Raw genomic sequence first — 19,186 nt, 5'->3', positions numbered from 1 at the left:
GGCACGCGGTCCACCGACCTGCACAATCGACGATATGACCGAACCCGAGCCAGATCCCGCCCTCGTCGGCGCCGCCCGCGCCGCCCGTCGTGTCGTGGTGTTCAGCGGCGCCGGAATGTCGGCCGAGAGCGGCGTGCCGACCTTCCGGGACGCACAGACCGGGTTGTGGGAACGATTCGAGCCGGCCGAACTGGCCACCCCCGAGGCGTGGCACCGCGACAGCGGCCTGGTGTGGGCGTGGTACCAGTGGCGGACCGGACTCGCGCGGCGTGTGCAACCGCACGCCGGTCACCGCGCGATCGCCCAGTGGGCCGGGCGCACCGGGATGACGGTGATCACCCAGAACGTCGACGACCTCCACGAGCGGGCGGGCAGTCCGGTCGCCGCGCACCTGCACGGCAGCCTGTTCTCACCACGATGCAGCGACTGTGGCTCGTCGTTCCCCGGCGACGGCGGCGTCGAGGCCGAACCCACCGGTCCGCTCGCGCCGCCGACATGCGAAAACTGCGGCGGGGCGGTGCGCCCCGGCGTCGTGTGGTTCGGCGAGGCACTGCCCGAGGACGCGTGGCAACGCGCGGTCGACGCGGTCGAGGACTGCGACCTCATGGTCGTCGTGGGCACGTCCGCGGTGGTGTATCCGGCCGCGGAACTGCCGCTGCGGGCCGCACGATCCGGCGCGACGGTCGTCGAGATCAATCCCGAGGCAACCGGATTGAGCGACCACGTGCACTACTCGTGGCGCACGACCGCGGCCGTGGGCCTGCCGGCGTTGGTCGCGGCCGCCGGTGACGCCGGAGGCCGCCGCTGACGAGCTCAGTGCCCCCGGTAGATCGACTCGATCTGCTCGGCGAAACGCTCGGACACCACCTGCCGCTTGATCTTCAGCGTGGCGGTCAGTTCCCCGGACTCCTCGCTGAGGTCGTGCGGCAGGATCTCGAACCTCTTGATCGCCTCCGCGTGGGAGACCGTCGAATTCGCGTCGTCGATGACGGCCTGGAGCGCGGCGCGGAGATCGGTGTCCGTGGCGAGATCGGCGACCGTCGCCGATGCCGGCTTTCCGTTCGCCGACTTCCAGTTCCCGAAGGGCTCGGGGTCGAGGGTCAACAACACACCGATGAACGGTCGACCGTCACCCACGACAACAGCCTGTGAGACAAGCACGTTCGAACGCAGGCGATCCTCGAGTGGGCCCGGCGAGACGTTCTTTCCTCCGGCGGTGACCAGCAGGTCCTTCTTCCGCCCGGTGAGCGTCAGGTACCCGTCGTCGTCCAGTTCGCCGAGGTCCCCGGTGCGGAGCCAGCCGTCGTGGAAGGTGTCCGCCGTGGCGGAGTCGTTGCGCCAGTACCCGACGAACACGACGCCGCCGCCGAGTTCGATCTCGCCGTCCGGCGCGATCCGCACCGAGTTTCCGCTCATCGGGCGGCCCACCGTGCCGATCTTCTGCTCGTCGGGCACGTTGACACAGTGCGCGGCAGTGGACTCCGTGAGCCCGTAGCCCTCGTAGATCGGCACGCCGACGCCGCGGAAGAAGTGGCCCAGCCGCGGCATGAGCGCCCCGCCGCCGGAGATCGCCCACCAGCACTGGTCGCCCAGCGCGGCACGAAGCTTGGCGTACACCAGCCGATCGGCGATCGCGTGTCGCAGCTTCAGGAGCCGGGACGGGCCACCCGTGTCGAGGGATTCGCTGTAGGCGATCGCGGTGGCCTCCGCGAAGGCGAACACCGCCCGCGGAATCCGGCCCCCGGTCTCGGCGGCATGGGCGGCGCTGTCGCGCACCTTCTCGAAAACCCGTGGAACACCGAGGATCACGTGTGGCCGGAAGCGGTGGAACTGGCCCGCGACCGTGCCGAAGTTCGACCAGTGTGCCTGGGTGCCGCCGGCCTCGAACATCGCGAGGGACACCGCGCGCGCGAGCACGTGAGCCAACGGAAGGAAGGTCAGCATCCGGTTGCCGGGCTTGGCCACGTCACCGACGGACGCAACCAGGATCCCGCGCACCTCGGACAGGAAGTTCCGGTGCGTGAGAATGCACCCCTTCGGCCGCCCCGTGGTCCCCGACGTGTAGACCAACGACGCAAGGTCGTCCGCTCGAATCCCGGCCAGCCGGTCGCCGACGACGGCGTCGTCGATTCGCACGCCCTCGGCGACGAGCTTCTCCACGGCCCGGTCCTCGATCTGCAGCACACGACCCGGGCCGGACATGACACCGTCGAATCCGGCCGCGTGGGTGGCGGTCTCGACGATCGCGAGGACGGCCCCGGAATCCTCGACGATCCACCGGATCTGGTCCGGCGACGACGAGTCGTAGATCGGCACCGAGACAGCGCCTGCCGCCCAGATCGCGAAGTCGAACAGCGTCCACTCGAACCGCGTCGCGGACAGCAGCGCCACCCGGTCGCCGGGTCCGACCCCCGCCGCCACCAGACCCTTCGCCACCCCGGTGACCAGATCCGCGAATTCGAGTGCGGTGACGTCCACCCACCGGTCCTCGACCGGACGGGAGAACAGCACGCGATCGGGACTGCGTCTCGCGTGCTCGAACACCGTGCGGACGATGGACTCGTCGTCGGCGATGGTGAAGCGGGCAGGGGCGCCGTACTCACGCATGTGCGTCATCTCCAGCTGTTGCAGGGACACCGGGGACACCGGGGACCCCGGGAATCACAGGTATCGCGGAAGCTTCGGGAACTTCGGGAACTTCGGGAACTTCCAAGCCCGCGAGCGGCCCGTCACGGAACCGCCGCAGGATCAGGGCGAACTGGGCGATCTCGGCCGGCGACCAGCCGTCCACGCGCGCGCGGACGTCGTCGAAGCGGCGGCGGTCGGCGGCCGCGAGCACCGCGACGCCCTGGGCAGTCAGGTACAGGGGGCGACCGGAGCGGACGGGGGCCGAATCGGCCCGAACCCATCCGCCGTCGGTACACCCCCGGAGCTGCCGCGAAACGGTCGACCGGTTGACACCGAACGCATCGGAGATGTCGGTGGCGCGACATCCCGGGTTCCGCGCGACGAACGAGAGGACCGAGTGCTGAGCGAACGACGGACCGCCCTGCGCGTCCCGGCCGCCGGCCACCAGCTCTCGGGCCAACTGGACCAGTTCGGCGTGCACCGCCGCCACCTGATCGACCTCGCCGTCATGTTGCACAGTGCAACTCTACGCCGCCCGTCTCGCCATGCATTGGTCGCGTACCGGAAGTAACGTTCAAGCCGCAGATGCGACTAACCAGGAGACGGCGCCGCATCGGCGCCTGCCCGACCGAGACCCGAGGAGACGATTTGTCCGTTCAGACCGACTCGATCGCCGTCCGTGCCGTTGGATCGCACCGGACCGCCGACGCGGCCTCGCTCGACCGCCTCGAGCAGGAGATTGTCGACCTGGATGCGCAGATACTGGCCGCCGTGCGTCGCCGCGCAGATCTCGCTCGCGCCCTCACTCCCGTCGAGCGACCGCTCACCGACGCCGAGTCCCGGTTCGACGAGCTGGGCTCGGACGGCCCCGTTCTCGGACGCACACTGACCCGGCTGAGCGCCGCCGGATCGCGGTAACACCGCCTCCACGCCCACACACCGAACCGCCTCCGGCCCGTGACTTCGGTCACGTAGCGGAGGCGGTTCGGTCGTCTCGGGCCGGCCGTGCCGGGCTGTCAGCGCCAGCCGTGCAGGGCGTGCGCGGTGACGGCATGCACCGCACGCTCCTCGACCACGTCCAACGACTCGCCGACGTGCGCATGCAGCGCGGCGAGTGCACCGTCCAATTCGCCGTCGAGGACCTGCTCGACGATCGCCAGGTGCTCGGTGATCGTCGATTCCACCCGCTCGGGCGTTTGGTAGTCGTGCATGCGCACGAGCCGGATCTGGCTGTTGACCGCTGCCAGCGCCCGGGTCAGCGCCGGATTCCCCGCCGCGGTCGACAGATCGAGGTGGAACTGCTGGTCCAGCTGGACGATGTCGCGGGACGGTGCCGGCGGGTCTGCCTTCAGGTCCCGCCACTGCGCGCGTGTCGCCTCGAGCAGCGGCACGTCGAACTCCAGATCGGCATTCTCGAGGTGCCGGGCGATCCCCCGCAGTTCCAGGGTGATCCGCAGCTCGTACAGATCACGGATGCTGCCGAGATCGGGGAACGTCGGGTAGTAGCCGTCCTCGCGGCGGGTGACGATACCGTCCGAATGCAACCGGACCAGCGCCTCCCGCAACGGTGTGCGGGACACCCCGAGCGACTCGCACAGGCGTCCCTCCACCAGCCGAGCATGCGCGGGAACTTGCCCGCTCATGATCTGCTCCCGCAACTCCACGTACACCTTCTCGCGCAGGCTCGTGCCCGACGGTCCGTCGGCAGTGGTCATCTCGTTACTCCCTTCGACGGGTCAGTGAATCGGCTCGTGCAGGGGCATGGAAATCTCCTGGGGGTCGAGACATCGAAAAGTATTGCGCCGAGTCGGTATACGGCGCCGTATCCGCTCCCCCACACTGTTTCGCGACGCGTTTACGCCCGGTGGTCGCCCCTGTGATCGCCGTGTTAACGAAAACGCCCCCGCCGCGGCACCCGTAACACGTCCGTCACGTCGGCACCGTCACTCTGCGGAGCCCCGGCACATCGTCACGCTGGAACGCCACCGAGAAACGCACGCCAGCCACCGAATTCGGTGATGTCCACCCCGGCCGCGGCCGCTGCGGGCGTGCAGGTGAAGCCGACCGCGACGGTCCCGCCGGCGAGGGTCATCGATGTCAGCGCCATCGGGGCGGGCAGGGCCGCGAGGAAGGCACCGAGCCCGGCCGCCGAGATCCGGTACAGCTCACCCGGAAGCGAGCGGCCCGAGCCGTCGGGCACGTGCACCAGGCCCGGCTTGGGCGGAACCGAATCCAGCCGCACCATCAGATAGTCCGCGGTGGTCGCGACAGGTCGTTCGAACCGCGCCCCCAGCGCCTCCAGTTGGTGATGCAGCGGCTGACCACGCAGGTGCGCCCCGAAGACCGCGAGCCCGATCCCCTCCTCCGGCGCAAGATCCGCCGTCTCGACGCCCTGGATGCGGGCCGCCACGTCCAGCGCCACCTGATCCCCGAACGCCGGAGCCACGGTCATCACCCCGAACGATTCACCGGGTTCGCCCGGGGTGGGCACGGCGACGGACGCCAGGTCGAGCAGGTTGCAGAAGTTCGTGAACGTGCCCAGACGCCTGTTGATCTCCACCGGCTCCGCGAGCACGTCCGCGATCAGGGGGTGCTCGGTGGTGGTGGGCAGCAGCAGGACGTCGAGGTCCGCGAACAGCCGCTCGGCATGATGCTTCGCGGCCGCGAGAGTGCCCATGTCGCGCACGAACTCGTGGGCCGGCTTCGATTCCGATGCCCGAACGATCGAGGCGACCGTCGGGTCCAGCGCGGCATCGGGATGGGAGACGACGAACCGGCCCACCGCATCGAAGCGCTCCGCGACCAGGGCGCCGTCGTACAGCAGTGTCGCGGCGTCGAGCAGCGGTGCGATGTCGACCCGCACGACCTCCATGTCGGCTTCCGCGGCGCGCTCGACGGCCGCCGCGAAGCTGCGCCGGTAGCTGTCGGAGAGCGTCTCCAACTGCCCGTCGACCGGCACCCCGACGCGCGCCCGCGTCGGGGCGGACAGGGGCACGTCCGACGGCCGGACGCGGCTGCGCGGGTCGTCGGCGTCCGGCCCGATCATGATCGACATCGCGCGTCCCGCGAGGCCCACGGTGGGCGCCAGCACGGTGACGCAGTCGAAGTCCGCGCAGGCCGGCACGACACCGCGGGTCGGGACGAGTCCGAGGGTCGGCTTGATCCCCACGACACCGTTGAAGGCCGCCGGCACCCGGCCGGAACCGGCCGTGTCCGTGCCCAGCGCGAAGTCGACGAGCCCCAGTCCCACCGCCGCTCCCGACCCCGAACTCGACCCGCCCGACACGCGGTCCGGGTGGGTCGCCGACCGCACGACACCGTAGGGGCTGCGGGTTCCGACGAGTCCCGTCGCGAACTGGTCCAGGTTGGTCTTGCCGAGGACCACCGCCCCGGCTGCCTGCAGCCGCGTCACGGCGGGCGACGACACCTGCGGAACGTAGGCGAACTCGGGGCAGGCCGCCGTGGTCGGCAGGCCGACGACGTCGATGTTGTCCTTGACGGCGAACACCGTCCCCGCCAACGGCAGTTCCTCACCCGCCGCGAGCCTGCGCTCCACGGCGACCGCGTCGGCCACGGCGTCGGACTCCGAGCGCAGCGTGATCCAGACCTCCTGCCGACCGCACTCGTGGATGCGCGCGAAGGCCTCGCGCACGCGGCCGGTGGGGGTGCTGCTGTCGGTGCTGATGGAGGGGTGCGTCATCGTCGGCCGCCTTCTCGCGTGGACCGCGAGCGACGGTCCAACCGTGTATACGTCGATGAATACGCTAGGCAAGCTGCTGTTACATCCGCACTACCCGACGTGACGATCACGTATCGCCGGCGTTCGGTGACGCCACGGCCCGCGGCGAGCCGACCGGCACGCGAGGTCCACGCGTGAAATATTCGCAGTGAACCTGCCGCCGATCCGCTCGAGGAGATACCAGCCATGAATCGACAGCCGACCCTCGTCCGCGGCCTCGGGGTCCTGGGTATCGCGGCGGTCCTGGCCACCGCCGGGTGCAGCAAGGACGAGGACGGTACGGCGGAGGCGCTGCCGGGCACCACCTCTGCCACGTCGGCGACGACGACCGCAGCGGCGGCCGCCGCGACCGCGACCACGACCGTCAAGGCGGCTGGTTCGACGTTCACACCCACCGCGCACCCCGAGGGTTGTGCCGTGAGCGAGTTGCAGCTGACCCTCGGCCAGGCGCAGGGCGCGGCCGGCTCCACCGAACTGCCGCTGATCTTCACGAACGTCGGCGGTCGCGACTGCGTCCTCGACGGCTTCCCCGGCGTCTCGTACGTCCAGGGCGGCGCCGACGGCGCCCAGGTCGGTTCCGCGGCAACACGTTCCGGAGAATCGTCCGGCGCCGTGACGCTCACGCCGAACGCGACGGCGACCGCAGCGGTGCGCGCGGTCAACGTGGAGAACTACCCGGCCGACACCTGCTCACCCACCGACGTTGCCGGACTTCGGGTCTACCCGCCGAACGACACCGGCTCGATCTTCGTGCCGTACGCGACCAAGGGCTGCGCCGGCACCGGCGAGGGACTGAACCAACTGTCGGTTCAGGCCGTCACCGGCTGATCCGGCCGTCGGTCGAGACCGAGGGCCCGCTGGAGCGTCGGCCACGACTTGGGCAGCTGGTCGCGCCAGTAGTCCCAGGCGTGGACGCCCGTGCCCTCGTAGTCGACGGTCACCGGGATCTTCAACTGGTCCAGTCGCGTCTCGAGAATCCGGGTGCACACGTTGGAGGCACCCTCGATGACGCCACCCAGGAGCAGACGGCGGACGTCGCCGGAGCCTTCCTCGTGGGCCCCGGGCAGGCCCGTCGCCACCGACAGGTAGATCTGCTTGCCCCGCAGCTTCTCCGCGTTGCGCACCGTGTCGTGCGACAGCCATTCCGGACCTGACGGGTCGGTCCACATGTTGGCCGGATCGCCGCTCCGTGACGTGACGGTCGTCTGGACCACGAGACGGCCGAGGGGATCACTCGTGGAGTAGCACCCGCTGAAGGCCGCGGCACCGCTGTAGAGGTCCGGGTACCGGTGGGCCAGCATCATCGCCGACTGTGCGCCCATCGAGTTGCCGGCAATCGCCTTGACGCCGTCGGTGTTCAGCTTCGCGTCGATCAGTGGCGGCAGCTCCTCGGCGATGAAGGACTCCCACTTGTTCAGTCCGAGCTCGGGATCGACCTGGTCCCAGTCGGTGTACAGGCTGCCTTGACCGCCGTTGAGCAGCACGACGTTGACGTTCTCGTCCTCGAAGAACGCGGGCGCGTCGCCGAGGCTCTTGTTCATCCACCCGCTGGTGTTGTTGCGCGCACCCGCGCCGTCGAGCATGTAGAGGGTGGGGCGCAGCACCGACCGGTCCTTCGGCAGCAGCACGTCGACCGTGACCTCATGGCGTAGCGCGGGCGAGGCGACGGTGTACTGAACGGCCTGCCCCGACTGCGGCTTCTCACCAGTGATCGCGGCGGTGGTGATGTCGTCCCGTGTCGGCGGGACCGGCCCCGGATCCTCCTTGAACGACTCCGGTATCGACGATCCTGAGCCCACACTCCCGGCGCCTGTACTACCGGCCCCGATACTGCCCGGGCTGCTGGTCGCCGGCGCCGCGGTCGCGGTTCCGGTGGCGATCACGATGGAAACCGCAACGGCACCGAGACCGACGACGCGCCGACCCCACCGTCGCCGGAACCGATCGTGGCTCTCACCGTGTCGATCCAGATCGAATCGCATCGCACAACCTCCAGGACGTGTGTGTATCGCCGGGGAGGCTAGTGCGCGAACGGACAAAACCGAACATTCGTTTCGATCGCGAACCTTCCGGACCGGTCACCTGTTCCAGTCCGCGACGGTGGACGCGATACCGTATCAGTACCGCACAGGTCCGGCCGACACTCCCGGCCCAGGTGGTACGACGTGAAGCAGGGGGTCCCGTGTCCGAGTCCGCAGACAGGTTCGCCACCGGTGATTTCGACCGAGAAGTCACCGGGGCGTGGGCTGCGTTCCGTTCGTCACTCGCCGATCGGATCGCTGCGATCTCGTCCGACGACCAGGTGATCCTCGAGACGGTCTGCGACACCGACGAGGCCGACGGCCGTGTGCCGTTCCTGCAGTTCAACGCGGTCGACGGACCCGACGGCCCGGCCGTCCGGTGCGAACTTCCCGCCGATGTCCACCTGCCGCCGCGGCGCCGATTGACCGCTGCCGACGAATCCCGACTGCTGGCTCAGGGATGGACGCATCCCGCGTCCACCGACGCGCCCGACGGGGATCCCGAACTCGACATGGGCGACGTACCCGCGCTCGTCGTCGAGAAGGCGGCGCGCTGGGCCGATCAGCTGGCCTCGATGGCGGTGTCGGTCCTGCGGGACACCTGGGACGTGCCACACCCCGCATTCCTTGCCCTGCACCATCTCGGGGGCGATCCCGAACCGGCAGCGGATCCGGCCGTCACCCCCGTCCGGACACCGCTCGACCGGCACGTGTCGATCCGCCCCCGCGACACCGCGCACCTGCGCGAGGTGATCGCGCACACCCTGACCGACATCTACGGGCAGGCGCCGGAACTGGACGCGGACGGTGACGTGGTCCTGCGCTTCGGCTCCGCACTCGCACTCGTCATCGCGAACGAGAGCACACACGAGGTGCAGCTGTGGGCGCCCCTGGTCCGCGATATCAGTGGCCGCACACGAGCATCCGAACTCATCACCGACCTCAATCGGCGCTGGCCGTATCTCCGCTTCGCCCTCTTCGAGGATCGGCTGCGCGTCATGATCGACATGCTCGCCGACCCGTTCGTCCCGCAGCACCTCGCCGACATGGTCGAGCACCTGTCGGACTTCCTCGGAGGCGTCGACGAAGAGTTCGCGGCGCATTTCGGCGGCGTGCTGCACTTCCCGCCCGCCGAACCGGCCACGGCACCCGAGACATCGGGCACCGACACGGTTCCCGAGGCATTCGTGCCGGAACCAGAGCCGGGGAGCCCGCCCGAACAGATGGAACTGTTCGACGACCCGGTCCAGCCGTCGCTGTTCGACGACCCCGACGAACTGCGGTAACAGCGGCGCACCGCAGGAGCTGGGATCAGCAGGGGCTCGGCTCTCCGATCTTCACGACGGACAGCACGGCCTCCGCCTCGCCGACGGGCGCTCCCACGGACGGCTGCTGACCGACGACGATCCAGTTCGCGTCGAGTACCTGCTTGCGGCCCTTGCCGGACGCGTCGGCGCTGCGGGAGAAGAACACACCGTTCGCCTGAATGAGATCCTGCGCGTCCTGCAGGTTCATGCACATCACGTCCGGCATGAGCACCCGTGTCGGCGCTGGGGCCGGAGGCGCCACGGGAGTGGACAGTGTGACCTCCGGCGACACGACCGCGGCGGGTGGCGCGGAAACACGGGGTGCCGGAGCGACGACCGACGTCGTCGTAGTGGCGGCCATGGTCGTGGCCGTGGTCGACGTTGCAGACGCGGAACTCGTTTCCCCCGAACCACATCCAGCAAGTACACCGATCACCACTGCGCCTACGCCGACGGCAGTCGACCGCACGAGAACACTCTTCGAAGAAATGACAGCCACTTGAGACTCCCCCAGTAACCGGCCCCCTGCCGGACATCGTATGAACCGCGAGAGCGTACATCACCGGCCGCACCGAAACCACCCAAAACCGACCGATCGGTCACCTAGAGGCTGCGGTGTCTGTAAGAATCACCCGACCGCCCCGGCGGGAAACACCCACCAGACGAGGAGACCTTTCCATGAAGACCCGGTACACGTTCGCCGTGATCGGCTGTGCCGCAATCACACTCTGCGCACCCGCGGCGGCGCAGGCAACAACGATCCACGACTTCCTTCCCGCCCCGGTCGCCTCCGTGGTGCCGCAGTTCATCGCCGACGCCGTGCAGCCGTTGTTGCCCCCGGCCCCCGGTACGCCGATGCGCCCCAGCACCATCCACGACTTTCTGCCGCTGGAGATCGCCAATATGATCCCCACAGGATCCGCCGATGCGCTCCGCCCTGTCCTGCCGCCGGTTCCAGGTCATGTCGTCGGCGCTCCCGTGCCGGCACCGGCACCACCCGCCCCGGCTCCTGCTCCTTCCCCTGCTCCCGCGCCCGCGCCCGCGCCCGCGCCCCAGGCCAGTCCGCGCGTGGCTCCGGCACCCGCGCCGGCTCCCGCGCCGCGAGCCGGCTACAAGAACTGCACCGAGGCGCGCAATGCCGGTGTCACTCCGATCTACCGCGGCCAGGCCGGATATGCGCCACACCTGGATCGCGACAACGACGGAATCGCCTGCGAATAGTCCGCATCCGTCCCGCGCGCGAATCGGCCTCCCGCGCGCACAATTGCGCGGGCGGCAGACGAACTTGCGCGCAGGACGGAACCCGGACCGTCAGGCACCACTCTCGGTCGGGGTGATCACGATGTTGATCGGACACTCCTCCGGGTAGTCGCCGCGGAACAGTTCGATCCCGCACTCGATCCGATCGAAGCCGAGGACGTGGGTTCACATGCGGCTGAGCGGGAATCGGCCGGACACGACAGTTCCCGCCGCCTGCTGATAGGCCTGCACATTCGACCCGCCGCACCGGATCAGCCGGATGTTCTCGAGCGTGACGGACGATCTCGAGCGCGTCGAGCAGCGGACCGGTGGCGTGCGGCGAGGTGTCGAGCACGAAGTCAACTCTGCGGACGCCGGTCGTCTGCCGGGCGACCTCCCGTAGATCCTCGGTCTCGACGTCCACGACCACGTCGGCACCGAATTCCGTTGCGAGGCCCAGCTTGTGCCGGTCCCGTGACAGACCGGTAGCGAGGATGTCGTGACGATCGCGACGCGGCCGTCGAGGGGCGGTGTGCTCATCGAGGTTCCCTCGGCAGCCCGAGGATCTGCTCGGCGATGACGCTGAGCTGGATCTCGAGCGTGCCGCCGCCGATGAGCAGCGACGGCGTCGACAGGTACGCCTTGGCCGCCCGTCCTCCACCCGCCACACCGGGACCCAGGCTGCCGACGGCGGCCTCAGGCCCGAACCACTCGAATACCTGCGCGGCGGCGTCGGTGATGTGCCGCGCGGACGCCGCCTTGAGTGCGCTGGCCTCGACCCCCGGATTCAGGCCCGACAGCCGCTTGAGGATGCTCCGGTGCGCGAGGGCATCGAGAGCGCCTGTCCCGGAGGTGATCCGGCCGAGCGCGGGCAGTGCCGCGGACCGGGCAGCAGGGTCGAGAGCACGGACAACCTCGACCGGATCGAAGCGGTGGCCACCGGCGACCGGGGTGGTGCCCATCGCTACCCGCTCGTTCGCGAGCGTCGTGCGGGCCACCTTCCAGCCTTCCCCCGGCGTGCCGACGAGGTCGGCGTCGGGCACGAACACTCCGTCGAGCGTGACCTCGTTGAACATGCTGTCGCCATTGGCCTCCCGCAACGGCCGCACCTCCACGCCCGGCGCCGACATGTCGACGAGGAAGAAGCTGATGCCCCGATGCTTGGGCACGTCGCGATCGGTGCGGGCCAGGCAGATTCCCCAGTGTGCCTCGTGCGCCTTGGAGTTCCACACCTTCCGGCCGTCGATCCGCCAGCCGCCGTCCACCGTGGTGGCGAACGTCGTGAGCGACGCCAGGTCGGAGCCGGCACCGGGCTCGGAGAACAACTGGCACCACACGATCTCGCCGCGCAGGGTCGGCGCGACGAGCCGCTCCATCTGGTCTTCGGTTCCGTACTGCAGGATCGACGGTAGCGCCCACTCGCCGATGACAGTGGTGGGCTGGGCCATCCCCGCGCGGTCGAACTCCTCGGCGATGACGAGCTGTCCGGCGGTGTCCGCACCCAGCCCGTACGGAGCGGGATAGTGCGGCGCCACCAGACCACGGTCGGCCAGCAACACCCGTGCCGACAGCGGATCCAGCGCGGCCGCCGCCGCGATCGTCGCGGCCACCCCGGCCCGGAATTCCGGACGATCCTCGATGCCGAGAGCCGCACGACGCTCCGTCGTGAGCGCCAGTTCGCCGGCGCGCCGGGCCCACTCGTCCTGTGCACCACCGAGTGCCAGCAGGCTCACTGCCCGCCTCCAGTACAGGTGAATGTCGTGTTCCCACGTGTTGCCGATGCCGCCGAGCAGCGTCAGGCTGTCCAGGACCATGTCGACGGCCTCGCGCCGACACACCGTCGCGGTTCGCGCCGCCGCGAGTGCCAGCTGTTGCGGGTCGCCGCCGTCCGCGGCCATCGCCGCATCCCACACCGAACTGGTCATCACCTCGAGTCGGATGAACAGTTGGGCGCACTTGTGTTTGATCGCCTGGAACGAGCCGATCGGTCGTCCGAACTGCTCGCGGATCTTCGCGTACGCCAGGCTCGTCTCCTGTGCCCATCGGGCGATGCCGACGGCCTCGGCGCACTGCAGGACGGCTGCGAGCGACTCCACCTCCTCGGGTAACGCGCCGAGGATGTGGTCGGCGGGAATCCTGGCCTCCGACAGATGGATCCGTCCGATGTCGCGGGTGAGATCGACGCCCTCTGCGGGGGTTCGGTCGATCCCGGCGGCGTCGGCGGGGAGCACGAACCACACCGGCGTCTCACCGCACTGGCCCGCCAGCACCAGGATGTCTGCACCGACGGCGCCCAGGATCGGAACCGTGGTCCCGGAAGCGATCACTTCGTCGCCGTCCCCCTCGAGCGTCACGGTTCCGGGTTCGAGAGCGCACGCACCGATCGCGCCCGCTGCGAAGCGCGGCAGCAATGCCTTGCGCGCCGCGTCGGTGCCGTGCGCCTGGATCACGGCGCTCGCGGTGACCGTCGGCAGCAGCGGGCCCGGAATCAGCCCGTGCCCCGATTGTTCGAGGGCAACGGTCAGTTCGAGGAGACCGGCGCCGGCACCGCCGAATTCCTCGGCGATGTGCAGGGACGGAATACCCATCCCCACCAACTGGCCCCAGTGGGCGGGTCGCTCCCCTCTCCCGAGTTCCGCGATCTGCAGACGAGTCTGCTCGACGGGCGTGGTCCGCGCGGCGAACCGTGCGAGGGAGTCGGCAAGCGCGTCGTGGTCGGCTCCGATACCGATCGGCATGTCCGATCAACCTTTCAGTTTCAACACCTTGCGGGCGTTCTCGTGGAGGAACTTGGGCCAGACGTCGGCGTTCAACGGCACGTTCGGCATGTCGCCGAAGATCCGGTCCAGCGTCAGTCCGGCCGGGAAGTACCCGGCATAGATGATCTTGTCGGCGCCGCGGGTGTTGGCGTAGTCGACGATCGCCTGCGGGTAGTGCTTGGGCGCGAACGCGGACGTCGAGTAGTAGAGGTTGGGCCACTTGAGCATCAGTTTGATCGCCAGGTCCTCCCACGGCTCGCAGCCGTGCCGCGTGACGAACACCAGGTCCGGGAAGTCGAACATCACGTCGTCGATCAGTTCGACGTGCTGCACCGCGGACTTGACCCGCGGTCCGGCGATCCCGGCACACGCGAAGATCGGGATGTCGAGTTCGACGCACTTGGCGTAGATCGGGTACATCTGCGGCGCGTTGAGCGCCACCTGCGGGAACGTACCCGCCGCAAACGAACTCACCGAGACGATGCCGAACTCCTCGTACTCGCGCGTCATCCGCGTCAGCGTGCCCATGATGTCGTTGGGGTCCACCGCGGAGCCCTGCGGAACGAACCGGTCCGGGAAGGACTTGATTGCGCGTTGCCCCGACTCCTTGGCCATGCTGACCATGCCGATCTCGATGCCGTGCTTGTCCATCGCCCGCAGCGTCGCCGAGATCGGATCGTCGGTGTCGAGGTCGTCCGGCACGCCCTTGAACATGTACTGGGCGGGCATGCTGAACTCGTCGCGGCTCTCCCGGTCCTTGGTCTGACGCGTGATGAATGCGTACTCGTCGTACCCGGCCTCGCGAAACCCGATGTGGGTGTCGATGATCGGGATTCCGTCGTAGGGTGTCATATGCTCTGCTCCTTCGGGATCGGCCTGCCATTCAGATCACGGACCGTGATGCTTTCACGATCGAGGATGTCCAGGCTCGCCTCGACGTTTCCGGTGTAGTGCGGTGCGGCGTCGCACAACCACGTCACCGCCTCGACCATTTCCTCGAGCGACTCGGGCACGAACCACTTGGAACCGACCATGTTCGACGCCACCGACAGCGCCCCCGCCGTCGCGACGGCCGAGCGTGGGCGCACCGCGTTGACACGGATCCCGGTCCCGTTCAGTTCGGCGGCCAGCCCCGCTGTCATCCGATCCTGGGCGGCCTTGCTCATGCCGTAGAGCGTCGTGCCGTGGATGTCGGCATCCAGGGTGGTCTCCCCCGCGGGGAGCGCTTCGACGGGCCGGATCCGCGCGGTGCCGCTGGTGATGTTGACGATCCACCCCGCGCCGCGCTCACGCATGCCGGGGATCACCCGCTGCGCGAGGTCCAGCGGCGCATGGACGTTCACCTCGAACGTCAGGTGCGCGCGCTTGGACGGGTAATCCCGCAGCGGCTGGAAGATCGCCGCCGCCGCGTTGTTGACGAGGATGTCGATCGGTCCGCCCAGCGCCGTCTCCGCCTCCGCCTCCGGGACGATCCGCGCACGGGAGTCCGCATCCTCGAGCGCGGCCGGCACGATCGCGACCGTGCCACCGGCCTGGCGGATCAGCTGCGCGGTCTCGGCCAGCGTGCCCTCGAACCCGCGATCGGGTTCGTCGACCGTGCGGGCCACGATCGCGACGGCCGCGCCCTCCGCCGCCAGCCGCTGCGCGATGCCCGCACCGATGCCGCGGCTGGCACCGGTGACGATCGCCCGCCGTCCCCCCAGTCGGCCCGTCATACGCCGAGCTCCGCCTCGAGCTGCTTGGCGAAGGACTCACGCAGCAGGACGTCGTTCGGCTCGTCCGGCAGCTCGGTGAGCGGCTGGGCGACCTCGGACGGCGTGGGGCCGTACTTCACCGCCAGCGGGGCCAGCGCGTCCAGGTCGAAGTCGTACAACTCGGCAGCGTTCGCCGCGAACAGCTTCCGCAGCTCGGTCTCGTCGACGTCGTGCATCACCTGACGGATGCACTCGCGCGTGAACGGGTACGTGCCCTCGTTGTGCGGGTAGTCGCTGCCCCACATGAACTTGCCCTCGCCGAGCGTGTCGCGCGACGCCATGTCCTGCGCCGACGGCATCGTCGCACCGACCCACACATTGCGCCGGAAGTACTCGCTCGGACGCAACGGAAGCTGCTCGTCCTCGCTGTAGAACAGCTCGCCGATCCGGCCGGTGCGCTTGACCCGCAGGTCCACCGTGTCGAGCTGACGCATCAGATCCGGCGCCCACGCACAACCCTGCTCGGACACCGCGAACTTGAGCTTCGGGAACCGCTCGAAGACACCCGAGAGGATCATCTGCACCAGCGGACGCATCGAGTAGAAGCCGACCTCGTTGATGTAGAGCAGTGACGACGTCTTGTAGCGGCCGTAGTCCGGCAGACCGGTGCCGGCATGGCTGTTCACCGGGACGCCGAGGTCCTCGCAGACCTTCCACAACCGGTCGTACTCGGGGTCGTACAGCGGCTTGACCCACTTGATGTCGGGCGCCAGGTTCGGCAGCAGGATGCCGCCGCGCAGTCCGTTCTCCTTGACCCACTCGACGTCCTTGATCGCCTCGTCGACGTCGTTGAGGAACACCTGCGCAACGCCGGCACGCTGGGCGGGAGCGTCGTTGCAGAAGTCCTTCAGCCAGCGGTTGTGGGCGCGCACGCCCGCGAGACGCTTGCCGAAGTCCTCGGCCCGCGGCGGACCCGCCAGCACGGCGGCACTCGGGAAGAACGGGGGCACCGTGTTGGGGAACAGCACCTCACCGACCGTGCCGTCACCCTGCGTCTCGCGCAGTCGACGCTCGTTGTCCCAGTTACGGGTTCGGCCGTCGTCGACGAGGTCACGGTAGGGGTTCTTGTACTTTCCGCGCCACGCGTCGAACTCCTCGCGCCACGTCGATTCGAGGTACGAGCGGTAGGTGGCATGGTCGGCACCGGCATGACTGTCAGCCGAGATGAGGATGTAGGGCGTTTCATTCGTCACGATGGACACTCCTGATGAAACTACTCGATGTGAAACCGTGTTCTATACGATTGCCTTCGAGATTAGCGAGGTAGATGCAAATGTCAAGCGGAAGTCTCACGGTTATCTAGAACACAGTTACACATCGGGGAATCTCCGGGATCGCGGGCCCCGGAGAACGCGACGAGCCCCCGACTCGGAAGTCGGGGGCTCGGGTACGAGCGGACTCTGCGCAGGCGGCAATGGCGCCTACATATGCGCTACGTCTGCGGCGCGACGAACTTGGCCGCGAACGCGTGGATGCTCGCCACCACGTGATCGAGTTCCTCGTCCGTCGTGCCGTGGCTCATCCCGAGGGACATACCGCGCTCGAACACCTCGTCCGCGAACGGCAGGCCGTCCTCGGGAATGCGGTACTCGACATTGCGCATCATCGGGTGGCGAGTGACATTGCCACTCCACACCGTTCGGGTGTCGATACCCGCACCCTCGAGCGACTCCTGCAGGTCCGAGCGCTCGAACCCGGCGTCCTCGCGGATCGTGACGGGGTAGCACAGCCACGCGGTATAGAAGCCCTGGAGCGGCTTGGGGAGACGGAACAGCGACGGGTAGGCGCCGAAGGCCGCGGTGAACGCGTCGAAGATCTCGTGGCGGCGCTTGTAGTTCACGTCGAGCTTGCTCAGCTGGACCAGGCCGAACGCGGAGCCCAGCTCGGACGGCTCGAAGTTCCAGGGCAGGACGTCGAAGATGAAGTCGTTGTCGTACGCGACGCCGTCGAGACTCTCGCGGAACACGCGTCCGGTCCGCGCCTGCTCGGACCCGAACAGGTGTGGCTCGGATCGGCGACCCCAGCGCCGCAGCATGAGGCCCTTGTCGCGCAGCTTCTCGTCGTCGAGGCACACCATGCCACCGTTGCCGGCACACGTGATGATGTGCGACATCGCGAAGCTGGTGACGGTGATGTCGGACCGCGAACCGGTCTTGGTGCCGTTGAGGGTCGTTCCGATGCAGTCGCACGAATCCTCGATGACCCTGAGGTCGTGACGGTCGGCGACCTCGCGGATGGCGTCCCAGTCGGGGGCATTGCCCGCCAGGTTCGGGACCAGGATCGCCTTGGTCTTGTCGGTGATCAACGCCTCGATCTTGGACGCATCGACGTTGTAGGTGTCCGGCTCGACGTCGACGAACACCGGAATCCACCCACCGCGGACGATCGGCGAGACGTCGGTGGAGAACGTCAGCGGCGAGGTGATCACCTCGGAGCCCTTGGGCAGGTCGAGCAGTTCGAGCGCCAGGTACAGCGCGGACGAACCCGAGTTGCACATCAGGCCGAGCTTCTTGCCGTAGAGGTCGGCGACCCTGCGCTCCATCTCGGCAACGTTCTTGCCGATCTTGAGAGCGAACGGGCCTCCCCGCAGAACCTCGAGACACGCATTGATCTCGGCGTCATCGTGAACACTTCGGGCGTAGACAACCCTGGTCATGGGATCTCCTCGTTTGATTTCTCGAAAGGTGTCCGGCGGTGTCAGGTTTCGGCACCTCGCACCCCTCGTGTGGCGATCGCAGCGCGCGATGCCGCGGAAGACCCTGCGCACCTCCAGCATTCGCACAGGCTGAGGTGACGGCTCCGGCAGCAGACCCGGGCTCACGAAGACCACCTTGATATCCGAATGGCGCTCATTGAACGTTCATTCAGGCCGAATATAGAACGGCTGCCCGAACCAGTCAAGAACGAACGCAATTGAGCCGAGGAGGAGCGGAGGCGCCGGTAACGGCACTCGCGGCCCCCTCCTTTTGACCGGCCGCACCGGGCAGCACTATGGTTTGAATGATTGTTCAATACGAAAGGAACACGCGTGCCCGAAGCCCCCGACAGGAGGTCCGAAATACTCGACGCCGCCGCCGTCCTCTTCGCCGCGCGCGGGATCCCCGGAACCTCGATGCGCGAGATCGGTGACGAGGTCGGCATCAATGCGGGCGCGCTCTACCACTACTTCCGGTCGAAGGGCGCCATCGTCAACGAACTGGTCACAGTGTTCCTCTCGGACCTCCTCGCGAACTATCGGGCGACCGGCCTCGAGCAGCTCGAGCCGCGCGCCCGACTGAAGGCGATCGTCGACGTCTCCCTGACGATGGGCGCCGCCCGCCCCGACGCGACGAAGGTCTATCACGCCGAGTTCCCCAACCTGCGCAAGCTGCGCGACTTCACCGAAGCCAACGCGCTCGCCGACGAGATCCAGACGATCTGGCTCGACGCCATCGAGGCAGGCAAGGACGCAGGCGTTCTCCGAAAGGACGTCCCCTCCAGGGTGTTCCACCGGTTCCTTCGAGATTCGGTGTGGTTCACCGTCTACTGGCGCCGGCCGGACGACCCCTACACTCTCGGCGAGCTCTCCGGCGACTGCATGTCCGTATTCCTCGACGGCATGGCTGCGCGCCCCGAGCGCTGAACGTTTTTCCCACTCCACCAATCGGCGTCATCATGGACGTGGTCACCGCCGAGCAGGCCAAGATCGCCGAGGACGCCGGCGCTGTCGCGGTCATGGCGCTCGAGCGTGTGCCCGCCG

The 19,186-nt window shown here is 68.4% G+C and carries 17 protein-coding genes and 1 pseudogene; 7 read left to right on the top strand and 11 right to left on the bottom strand.

The window, feature by feature from the left end:
- Positions 1 to 34 precede the first annotated feature (34 nt).
- Positions 35 to 808, top strand: a complete 774-nt coding sequence (locus DEU38_RS26110; protein WP_114724282.1) for an NAD-dependent deacylase — start codon at positions 35 to 37, stop codon at positions 806 to 808.
- A gap of 5 nt (positions 809 to 813) precedes the next feature.
- Here DEU38_RS26110 and DEU38_RS26105 read toward each other — a convergent pair whose 3' ends face one another.
- Positions 814 to 2,607: a long-chain fatty acid--CoA ligase gene (locus DEU38_RS26105; protein ID WP_114724315.1), complete on the bottom strand. Its 1,794-nt coding sequence runs from the start codon at positions 2,605 to 2,607 to the stop codon at positions 814 to 816.
- Entirely contained in the window at positions 2,600 to 3,145 is a 546-nt protein-coding gene (locus tag DEU38_RS26100) for a MarR family winged helix-turn-helix transcriptional regulator (RefSeq protein ID WP_114724281.1), read from the bottom strand. Before DEU38_RS26100 ends, DEU38_RS26105 begins: the two co-directional genes overlap by 8 nt.
- 131 nt (positions 3,146 to 3,276) lie before the next feature.
- Here DEU38_RS26100 and DEU38_RS26095 point away from each other — a divergent pair, with 131 nt between their 5' ends.
- A complete protein-coding gene (locus DEU38_RS26095) occupies positions 3,277 to 3,546 on the top strand; it encodes a chorismate mutase (protein ID WP_114724280.1) in 270 nt (89 codons plus the stop codon).
- A 98-nt stretch (positions 3,547 to 3,644) separates the two neighbouring features.
- Here DEU38_RS26095 and DEU38_RS26090 read toward each other — a convergent pair whose 3' ends face one another.
- Both DEU38_RS26090 and atzF read right to left on the bottom strand, forming a co-directional pair.
- Complete coding sequence (locus DEU38_RS26090; RefSeq protein ID WP_114724279.1) at positions 3,645 to 4,343, bottom strand: GntR family transcriptional regulator; 699 nt, start codon at positions 4,341 to 4,343, stop codon at positions 3,645 to 3,647.
- A 254-nt stretch (positions 4,344 to 4,597) separates the two neighbouring features.
- Positions 4,598 to 6,328, bottom strand: a complete 1,731-nt coding sequence (gene atzF / locus DEU38_RS26085) for an allophanate hydrolase (protein WP_114724278.1) — start codon at positions 6,326 to 6,328, stop codon at positions 4,598 to 4,600.
- A gap of 225 nt (positions 6,329 to 6,553) precedes the next feature.
- On the opposite strand from atzF, the gene DEU38_RS26080 reads away from it, so the two are divergent.
- On the top strand, positions 6,554 to 7,195 hold the full coding sequence (locus tag DEU38_RS26080; protein WP_114724277.1) for a DUF4232 domain-containing protein: 642 nt from the start codon (positions 6,554 to 6,556) through the stop codon (positions 7,193 to 7,195).
- Here DEU38_RS26080 and DEU38_RS26075 read toward each other — a convergent pair.
- A complete protein-coding gene (locus tag DEU38_RS26075) occupies positions 7,177 to 8,349 on the bottom strand; it encodes an alpha/beta hydrolase family protein (protein ID WP_114724276.1) in 1,173 nt (390 codons plus the stop codon). The two genes, DEU38_RS26080 and DEU38_RS26075, sit on opposite strands and share 19 nt — an antisense overlap.
- Before the next feature lie 200 nt (positions 8,350 to 8,549).
- Here DEU38_RS26075 and DEU38_RS26070 point away from each other — a divergent pair, with 200 nt between their 5' ends.
- A complete protein-coding gene (locus tag DEU38_RS26070) occupies positions 8,550 to 9,674 on the top strand; it encodes a T3SS (YopN, CesT) and YbjN peptide-binding chaperone 1 (RefSeq protein WP_114724275.1) in 1,125 nt (374 codons plus the stop codon).
- Between the two features lie 25 nt (positions 9,675 to 9,699).
- Here the strand turns inward: DEU38_RS26070 and DEU38_RS29540 are convergent, their stop codons facing one another.
- Entirely contained in the window at positions 9,700 to 10,056 is a 357-nt protein-coding gene (locus DEU38_RS29540; protein WP_258558170.1) for a hypothetical protein, read from the bottom strand.
- A gap of 494 nt (positions 10,057 to 10,550) precedes the next feature.
- Here DEU38_RS29540 and DEU38_RS26060 point away from each other — a divergent pair, with 494 nt between their 5' ends.
- Positions 10,551 to 10,916 (top strand): excalibur calcium-binding domain-containing protein, encoded by a 366-nt coding sequence (locus tag DEU38_RS26060; protein WP_114724313.1) that lies wholly within the window; start codon positions 10,551 to 10,553, stop codon positions 10,914 to 10,916.
- 554 nt (positions 10,917 to 11,470) lie between these two features.
- Here the strand turns inward: DEU38_RS26060 and DEU38_RS26050 are convergent.
- The 5 genes from DEU38_RS26050 to DEU38_RS26030 form a co-directional block, all read right to left on the bottom strand.
- Positions 11,471 to 13,672 (bottom strand): acyl-CoA dehydrogenase, encoded by a 2,202-nt coding sequence (locus DEU38_RS26050; RefSeq protein WP_114724274.1) that lies wholly within the window; start codon positions 13,670 to 13,672, stop codon positions 11,471 to 11,473.
- 6 nt (positions 13,673 to 13,678) lie between these two features.
- Complete coding sequence (locus DEU38_RS26045) at positions 13,679 to 14,545, bottom strand: amidohydrolase family protein (protein WP_114724273.1); 867 nt, start codon at positions 14,543 to 14,545, stop codon at positions 13,679 to 13,681.
- The gene (locus DEU38_RS26040) at positions 14,542 to 15,408 is read right to left on the bottom strand and encodes an SDR family NAD(P)-dependent oxidoreductase (RefSeq protein WP_114724272.1); all 867 of its coding nucleotides are present in this window, start codon (positions 15,406 to 15,408) and stop codon (positions 14,542 to 14,544) included. The genes DEU38_RS26045 and DEU38_RS26040 overlap by 4 nt, the downstream gene beginning before the upstream one ends.
- The gene (locus DEU38_RS26035; protein ID WP_114724312.1) at positions 15,405 to 16,640 is read right to left on the bottom strand and encodes an amidohydrolase family protein; all 1,236 of its coding nucleotides are present in this window, start codon (positions 16,638 to 16,640) and stop codon (positions 15,405 to 15,407) included. Before DEU38_RS26035 ends, DEU38_RS26040 begins: the two co-directional genes overlap by 4 nt.
- 239 nt (positions 16,641 to 16,879) lie before the next feature.
- Positions 16,880 to 18,103 carry a DegT/DnrJ/EryC1/StrS aminotransferase family protein gene (locus DEU38_RS26030; protein ID WP_114724271.1) on the bottom strand — a complete coding sequence of 408 codons (1,224 nt, stop codon included), beginning with the start codon at positions 18,101 to 18,103 and terminating at the stop codon, positions 16,880 to 16,882.
- Between the two features lie 372 nt (positions 18,104 to 18,475).
- Here DEU38_RS26030 and DEU38_RS26025 point away from each other — a divergent pair, with 372 nt between their 5' ends.
- Both DEU38_RS26025 and DEU38_RS29915 read left to right on the top strand, forming a co-directional pair.
- On the top strand, positions 18,476 to 19,069 hold the full coding sequence (locus DEU38_RS26025) for a TetR/AcrR family transcriptional regulator (protein WP_114724270.1): 594 nt from the start codon (positions 18,476 to 18,478) through the stop codon (positions 19,067 to 19,069).
- Positions 19,066 to 19,186: pseudogene (locus DEU38_RS29915) on the top strand (hypothetical protein); the annotation flags it as partial. The gene DEU38_RS26025 and the pseudogene DEU38_RS29915, both read left to right, overlap by 4 nt.

Source organism: Rhodococcus sp. AG1013 (assembly GCF_003350365.1).
Taxonomy (GTDB): Bacteria; Actinomycetota; Actinomycetes; order Mycobacteriales; family Mycobacteriaceae; genus Prescottella.
Note: the sequence above shows the minus strand (reverse complement) of the source record. Positions and strands in the feature narration are given on the sequence as shown.